General features: G+C 61.8%; 6 protein-coding genes. 2 read left to right on the top strand and 4 right to left on the bottom strand.

What is annotated here, in order from left to right:
* Positions 1-275: 275 nt before the first annotated feature.
* From HMJ39_RS17330 to HMJ39_RS17320, 3 genes are all read right to left on the bottom strand, one after another.
* Positions 276-665, bottom strand: coding sequence for a hypothetical protein (locus tag HMJ39_RS17330; RefSeq protein ID WP_194298255.1), 390 nt, complete (start codon positions 663-665; stop codon positions 276-278).
* Positions 666-819: 154 nt separating this feature from the next.
* Positions 820-1,470 (bottom strand): TetR/AcrR family transcriptional regulator, encoded by a 651-nt coding sequence (locus tag HMJ39_RS17325; RefSeq protein ID WP_194298254.1) that lies wholly within the window; start codon positions 1,468-1,470, stop codon positions 820-822.
* 122 nt (positions 1,471-1,592) lie between these two features.
* Positions 1,593-2,498 carry a LysR family transcriptional regulator gene (locus HMJ39_RS17320; protein ID WP_161382505.1) on the bottom strand — a complete coding sequence of 302 codons (906 nt, stop codon included), beginning with the start codon at positions 2,496-2,498 and terminating at the stop codon, positions 1,593-1,595.
* A 114-nt stretch (positions 2,499-2,612) separates the two neighbouring features.
* Here HMJ39_RS17320 and HMJ39_RS17315 point away from each other — a divergent pair, with 114 nt between their 5' ends.
* On the top strand, positions 2,613-4,085 hold the full coding sequence (locus tag HMJ39_RS17315) for an amidohydrolase family protein (protein ID WP_161382506.1): 1,473 nt from the start codon (positions 2,613-2,615) through the stop codon (positions 4,083-4,085).
* Positions 4,086-4,104: 19 nt separating this feature from the next.
* The gene (locus tag HMJ39_RS17310) at positions 4,105-5,094 is read left to right on the top strand and encodes an ABC transporter substrate-binding protein (RefSeq protein ID WP_194298253.1); all 990 of its coding nucleotides are present in this window, start codon (positions 4,105-4,107) and stop codon (positions 5,092-5,094) included.
* A gap of 45 nt (positions 5,095-5,139) precedes the next feature.
* On the opposite strand, the gene fba is transcribed toward HMJ39_RS17310, so the two are convergent.
* The gene (fba, locus tag HMJ39_RS17305; protein WP_161382508.1) at positions 5,140-6,204 is read right to left on the bottom strand and encodes a class II fructose-bisphosphate aldolase; all 1,065 of its coding nucleotides are present in this window, start codon (positions 6,202-6,204) and stop codon (positions 5,140-5,142) included.
* Positions 6,205-6,210 lie beyond the last annotated feature (6 nt).

Genomic DNA, 6,210 nt, shown 5'->3' with positions numbered 1-6,210 from the left:
CGCAAGCGGGTCCGGCCACCCATCACAGATGGGCGGCGTTCGGCGGCGCGCGAAGCAGTGCTTCGCAACACGCTTGCCTCACCCATGGGGGCTCCCGGTCAAACATCCTGTTTGACAGGGTCCCGGAAGGGGGACCACGACGAGACGCTCCGAGGTGGCGTCATGCGCGGCTCCGTAGGTTGGAGTACGCGGTAGGCGGGGCTGGATAAAAAAGCCCCGGCGGGGGGGCCGGGGCAAGGGGGGGTTAAACACAGAGGGACGCAAGGCAGTCCGAATCAGCTCTGTCCGAGGTCTTCCAGCGCATCGTTGATGTACTGGGGAGAATCCAGGTTTTCGCGCTCGCTCAGGTAGTCGCGGCCGGCGCCGTCCGGGTTGCCTTCGGCTTTCACCACCGCCTGCTGGGCTTGCAGCTCGCGGTATTCGGCGGCGATGAACTGGGCCTGATCCTGATTCAGGCGCTGGGCCAGGTAATCACGGGCCTGGCCCTGGTCGTTGCCGGCGGCGCGGGCGCGCTGGCCCTGGGCCACGGCTTCCTGGTAGGCGCTCTGGATCTGCTCGAAGCTGTCCAGGTTCTGGCGCTGGGCCAGGTAATCGTCGGCCTGGGCAAAGCTCAGGGGGGCGGCGCTCAGGGCGGCAATGGCGAACGGAATCAATACGTTTTTCATGGTCCTAACCTCGCTGTTCGGGCGTTCCGGTGCGTGGCGGGACCGCTCGATGTTTGGCCTCCCACGCTTGATGGTTGCCAGTATGGTTACAGGTTACGTATTTGTCAACTTGTAACTTGCAGCGGGAAAACCTATCGCCGCCATAGGCGCCGCCTCAGGGCGCCAGGCTGCGCAGGATCAGGTTGGTCACCGCCGTGAGCTTGGTTTCCATTTCCTCCGGATCGCCGAGCCGGCTGAGCAGCACCGGGTGGGCGTAGGCGGCGGCGGTGACGCGGATCGCGGTGCACACCTCGTCGAGCGGGGTCTTGCGCTCGAACTCGCCGCTGTCGCGGCCGTCGGCGACGATTTTCTCGATGGTCTCGTAGACCACCCGGTTGTGCTCCTCGGTGACCGACCACTGGTTCTCGATCGACACCACGATGATGTCGTGCATGCGCCGCTCCCTGAGGAACAGCCGCAGAGCTTCCTCCAGCAGGGTCTGCAACATGTCGCGCAGGCGCTGGGTGGCGGGTTGATCGCGCTCGGCCACGGCGCGGATGGCGTTGTCCATGCTCAGCAGAGCGCGGGCACAGACCGCCTCGCCGATGGCTTGCTTGGAGTTGAAGAAACGGTACAGGTAGGCGCTGGAGACGCCGATCTCCCGGGCGATGTCGGTGACCGAGGTCTTGCGGAAGCCGTGGGCCTTGAACAGGTCGTCGGCCACGGACAGGATCTGCTCGCGGCGCTCATGGTCCGCCGGCCCGCGCTGGCCCGGCGTGGCCTCGGAAAGATCGCTGGCGGTGTCGTTGGCGGTTTTCTTGCTCATCATGCTCTCCCGATCTCGCCGTCGCGGCACAGGCACGGCAAGTAACAAAAATTATAATTTGTAACGATGAGAGTAACACGCCTCGGTCTGATGATGCAGACCCCATTCCCCGGCTCGACCTGTCAGGCTTCACTCTCCTTCAAGCAAGCCAGGGCCAGTTTTACTTCCTCAATCACCGGTGCGGCGAAGACCGGTACATTACGATTGGGCGTCAGCAAAAAGAGCCGCGAAGGCGCCATGCCGCGATCCACCAATGGCACGTAGACCAGCTCCCCATGTTCGATTTCATAAGCCGCTTCCAGGCGGGTCATGAACGCCATGCCCACCCCGGCACGGGTTAGGGATTTGACCACGCTGGGCCGCTCGGCGCGGCCGGCCACATCAAGCGGGACCTCCGTATCACGAATCAGGCGCTTGATCGCACTCTGTTCGAACCAGTCACCGCTGGGCAGAATCAAGGGATGGCCCGTACATTCGGAAAGCGTCAGCCGTTGTCGTTTCGCCAAGGGATGGCCAGGCACCATCAGCACACCCCAAGGGCAGGCATAGCTTGCAATGGCGCGGACTCCCTTTGTCTGGCCAATATTGAAGGCCAGGCCGAAGTCAGCCTCATGCCAGAGCAGCTCGCGCAGAATATGGAAGCTGTCGCCAGTAACGATGGCGAAATCCACATGGGGAAATCGAGCGCGTAGATTTTTCAGAGCCACCGGCAGCAAAACGTCGGCCATCGCTTCCGGCGCCGCGATCCGAACCGTGCCGCGCACACCACCGGCCAGACTGTGAAGCTGGTGCAACAGCTTGCCTTCCTCATTGTGCCATCGGCGCACATAAGAGAGCAGGATCTCGCCGGCCGCGGAGGGGCGCATCCCCCTGGGCAACCGCTCGAAAAGCGGCACGCCCAGTTCCTCCTCCAGTTGAAGAATCTGGCGATTGACCGCTGACGCCGCCACATGGAGCCGCTCGGCCGCCTTGCGAACGGACCCTTCACGCACCACGCCTTCGAAATAGCGCAGGCGTATTTTTAGCATACTCACGATCAGAAACCGTTGCTTTTATTCGCACGAATAGTACGGAAAACAGTGCTGGTAAAGCAATAGAAGGCTCCCCTAGCCTGCTGCGTACACCCGCAACAGGAGAATCGCGTGACCACTACCTGTATCCGCCAGGCCGCCTGGGTCGTCGCTTGGGATAGCGGAACCCAGAGCCATTATTACCGACGCGACATTGATGTGGTCTTTGAGGACGATCGCATCTCCCATCTCGACGCGCATTACCGCGGCCCGGTAGACGAGGAAATCGATGGACGGGAGCGCTGCGTGCTACCAGGCATGGTCAATGTCCACACCCACTTAGTGTCGGAAAATCTGGGCCGTGGCCTGATTGAGGAGCTGGGCAATCCGAATCTTTATATGTCGGGTATTTTTGATGCCAAAGCGCCCTACATCACCGGCAAGCTGCATCCCTCCGTGGGGGGCCTGGAGATGCAACTGCGGGCCAATCGGGCGGCAACCCGCTCGGCGATCGCCGAACTCCTGATGAGTGGAGCCACCACCGTGGTGGATCTGGCGGTGGCCTATGAGGGTTGGCTGGATACCCTGGCGGAAACCGGGATTCGTGCTTATGCCGGCCCGATGTTCCGTGAAGCGAGCTGGCAGGTTCCCACCGGCACCGAGGTTCGTTACGACTGGGATCGTGGCCATGGTGAAGCGGCATTCCAACAGGCGCTGAGCGTGGTCGATGCAGCCCGCGACCACGCCTGTGGTCGTCTCGATGGCATGATCGCTCCGGCTCAGGTGGACACCTGCAGCGCGGATCTGTTGACCAGGGCTCTGGATGCCGCGCGCCGCCGCGACCTGAAGATGACCATGCACTGCGCCCAGGGCGTCTCGGAATTTCACGAAATGGTTCGCCGGCATGGGCTCACGCCGGTGCAGTGGCTGCACGAAAACGGTTTGCTTGGCACGGATACGTTGCTCGGCCATGCCGTTTTTCTCGATCATAATTCCTGGGTGCAGTGGCACACGCGGCGGGATATCGACCTGCTCGCCGAAACAGGCACCTCCGTGGCCCATTGCCCGACGGTTTTTTCCCGCTATGGCCAAGTGATGGAGGACGTGGGCGGCTACCTTCGTCGGGGCATCAACGTGGCCCTCGGCACTGATACCGAGCCCCACAACATGAGCGAAGAAGTCCGTACCGCCACTATTCTCGGCAAGGTGGCGGCCCGCCATATTCACGGCACGCGCCTGGCGGACATTTTCCATGCCGCGACCGTCGGAGGCGCAAAAGCGCTGGGCCGTGACGATCTCGGCCGCGTTACACCGGGAGCAAAGGCGGACCTGGTCCTGCTCGATCTACGAGAACCCAGCATGCGGCCGCTCCGCGATCCATTACGCAGCTTCCTGTTCGTGGCAGCGGATCGAGCGGTTCGCGACGTGTATGTGGATGGCCGGCGGGTGGTTCATGACCATCGGCCGCAGCACATTGATCGCCAGGCTGTGGCCGGGGAGCTACAGATTGCTCAGGAAGCGTTTATCAAGAACACACCCTATGTGGACTTCCAAGGCCGCAACGCCGACCAGCTTTCTCCACTCAGTTTTCCTCTTGAAACATGAATCATAGAGGCTCAAGACCATGAAAATATTCCATTCTTTTTTCCTGCTTTCCGGAGCCACATTACTGGTTACAGGCTTGGCCACCGGCACGGTGGCGACTGCTGATGAAAAGCCCCATGTCGTCTTCGGTACCAACTGGCTGGCTACCGCCACCACCGGAGGCTTTTATCAAGCGGCGGCGACCGGCCTGTACCAGAAGCACGGGCTGGACGTGGAAATCAAACAAGGCGGCCCCCAGATCAACGGCCTCCAGCTACTGCTCACGGGCAAAATTGACTTCTATCTGGGCGACCCGATCCAGACCATTCAAAGCGTTCACCAAGGCGCCCCATTGGTAACCGTCGCCGCCGCGTTCCAAAAAACACCCCAGGTCATCATTTGCCATCAGGACGTGTCATCCCTGGCCGATGCCAAGGGACATCCGATGCTGATCGATCAATCCTCGGCCGCCCAGACCTTCTGGCCATGGCTGAAGATGAAGTACGGCTACACCGAATCCATGCGCCGACCCTATACCTTCAGCGTGGCGCCGTTTCTGAACGACGACCGGATGTGTCAGCAGGGCTACCTGGGGGGCGAGCCGTTTGATATCGAGAAGGCCGGCCTTAACCCCAGCGTTTTTCTGCTGGCCGATCAAGGATATCCCCCTTATGCGCAAACCATCGTCACCCGGGATGAGGTCGCCAAGGAACACCCGGAAAGAGTGCGTGCTTTCGTCGCCGCCACCATGGAGGGATGGAAGTCATACCTGGAGAATCCCGAGCCAGGCAATGCGTTGATCAGGCAGTACAACCCCGAGCAACCCGACGAAAGGCTCTCCTATGGCGTGTCGGAGATGCGTAAGTACGACATGTTGGGTAGTGGCGATGCCGTACAGCATGGTATCGGCACCATGAGCGACGCACGTTGGAAAGCCATCAATGATTTCATGATCGAAACGGGTCAGATCGACGACGACGACACCTATAAGCAAGCCTATAGCCTGGAATTCGTCGAACACCGCCCCTGAGCAGCGGAGGAAGAAAAACGGCCCGGCAAATGCCGGGCCAGGGACTTACTTGACGCGGGGGTCCAGTTCGCCGGCTTCGTAGCGCTGGTACATCTTTTCCAGATTGATCGGCTTGATCTTGTCCGCGTTGCCGGCGGTGCCGAAGGCTTCGTAGCGGGCAATGCAGATGTCGCGCATGGCCGACACCGTTTCCTTGAGGAATTTACGCGGGTCGAACTCGGCCTTGTTGTGGGCCAGGAAGCGCCGCACCGCGCCGGTGGAGGCCAGCCGCAGATCGGTGTCCACGTTGACCTTGCGCACGCCGTGCTTGATGCCTTCCTGGATTTCCTCCACGGGCACGCCGTAGGTTTCCGGAATCTCGCCGCCGTATTCGTTGATGATCTTGAGCCATTCCTGGGGCACCGAGGAGGAGCCGTGCATCACCAGGTGGGTGTCCGGAATACGGGCGTGGATTTCCTTGATGCGCTCGATGGCGAGGATGTCGCCGGTGGGCGGCCGGGTGAACTTGTAGGCGCCGTGGCTGGTGCCGATGGCGATGGCCAGGGCGTCCACGCCGGTGGCCTTGACGAAGTCCGCGGCTTCTTCCGGGTCGGTGAGCAGCTTGTCGTGGTCCAGCTTGCCCTCGGCGCCGATGCCGTCTTCCTCGCCGGCCATGCCGGTTTCCAGGGAGCCCAGGCAGCCCAGCTCGCCTTCCACGGAAACGCCGCAGGCGTGGGCCATGTCCACGGTACGGCGGGTCACGTCCACGTTGTACTCATACTCGGTGGGGGTCTTGCCGTCCTCGCCCAGGGAACCGTCCATCATCACCGAGGAGAAGCCCAGCTGGATGGAGCGCTGGCACACGCTGGGGCTGGTGCCGTGGTCCTGGTGCATGACAAGGGGGATGTGCGGGAATTCCTCGGTGGCCGCCAGGATCAGGTGGCGCAGGAAGGGGGCCCCGGCGTATTTGCGGGCACCGGCGCTGGCCTGCACGATCACCGGTGAATTGGTCTGGTCGGCGGCCTCCATGATGGCGCGCATCTGTTCCAGGTTGTTCACGTTGAACGCCGGCACGCCATAGCCGTGTTCGGCGGCGTGGTCCAGCAGTTGACGCATGCTGATCAGAGCCATGATGTG

Origin of the sequence: Alloalcanivorax profundimaris (assembly GCF_015265435.1) — a bacterium.
Classification (GTDB): Bacteria; Pseudomonadota; Gammaproteobacteria; order Pseudomonadales; family Alcanivoracaceae; genus Alloalcanivorax; species Alloalcanivorax profundimaris.
Note: the sequence above shows the minus strand (reverse complement) of the source record. Positions and strands in the feature narration are given on the sequence as shown.

Excerpts from the sequence above, each read along its gene's own strand:
- HMJ39_RS17330 (WP_194298255.1), bottom strand. The coding sequence starts at position 665 with ATGAAAAACGTATTGATTCCGTTCGCCATTGCCGCCCTGAGCGCCGCC.
- HMJ39_RS17325 (WP_194298254.1), bottom strand. The coding sequence starts at position 1,470 with ATGAGCAAGAAAACCGCCAACGACACCGCCAGCGATCTTTCCGAGGCC.
- HMJ39_RS17320 (WP_161382505.1), bottom strand. The coding sequence starts at position 2,498 with ATGCTAAAAATACGCCTGCGCTATTTCGAAGGCGTGGTGCGTGAAGGG.
- HMJ39_RS17310 (WP_194298253.1), top strand. The coding sequence starts at position 4,105 with ATGAAAATATTCCATTCTTTTTTCCTGCTTTCCGGAGCCACATTACTG.
- fba (WP_161382508.1), bottom strand. The coding sequence starts at position 6,204 with ATGGCTCTGATCAGCATGCGTCAACTGCTGGACCACGCCGCCGAACAC.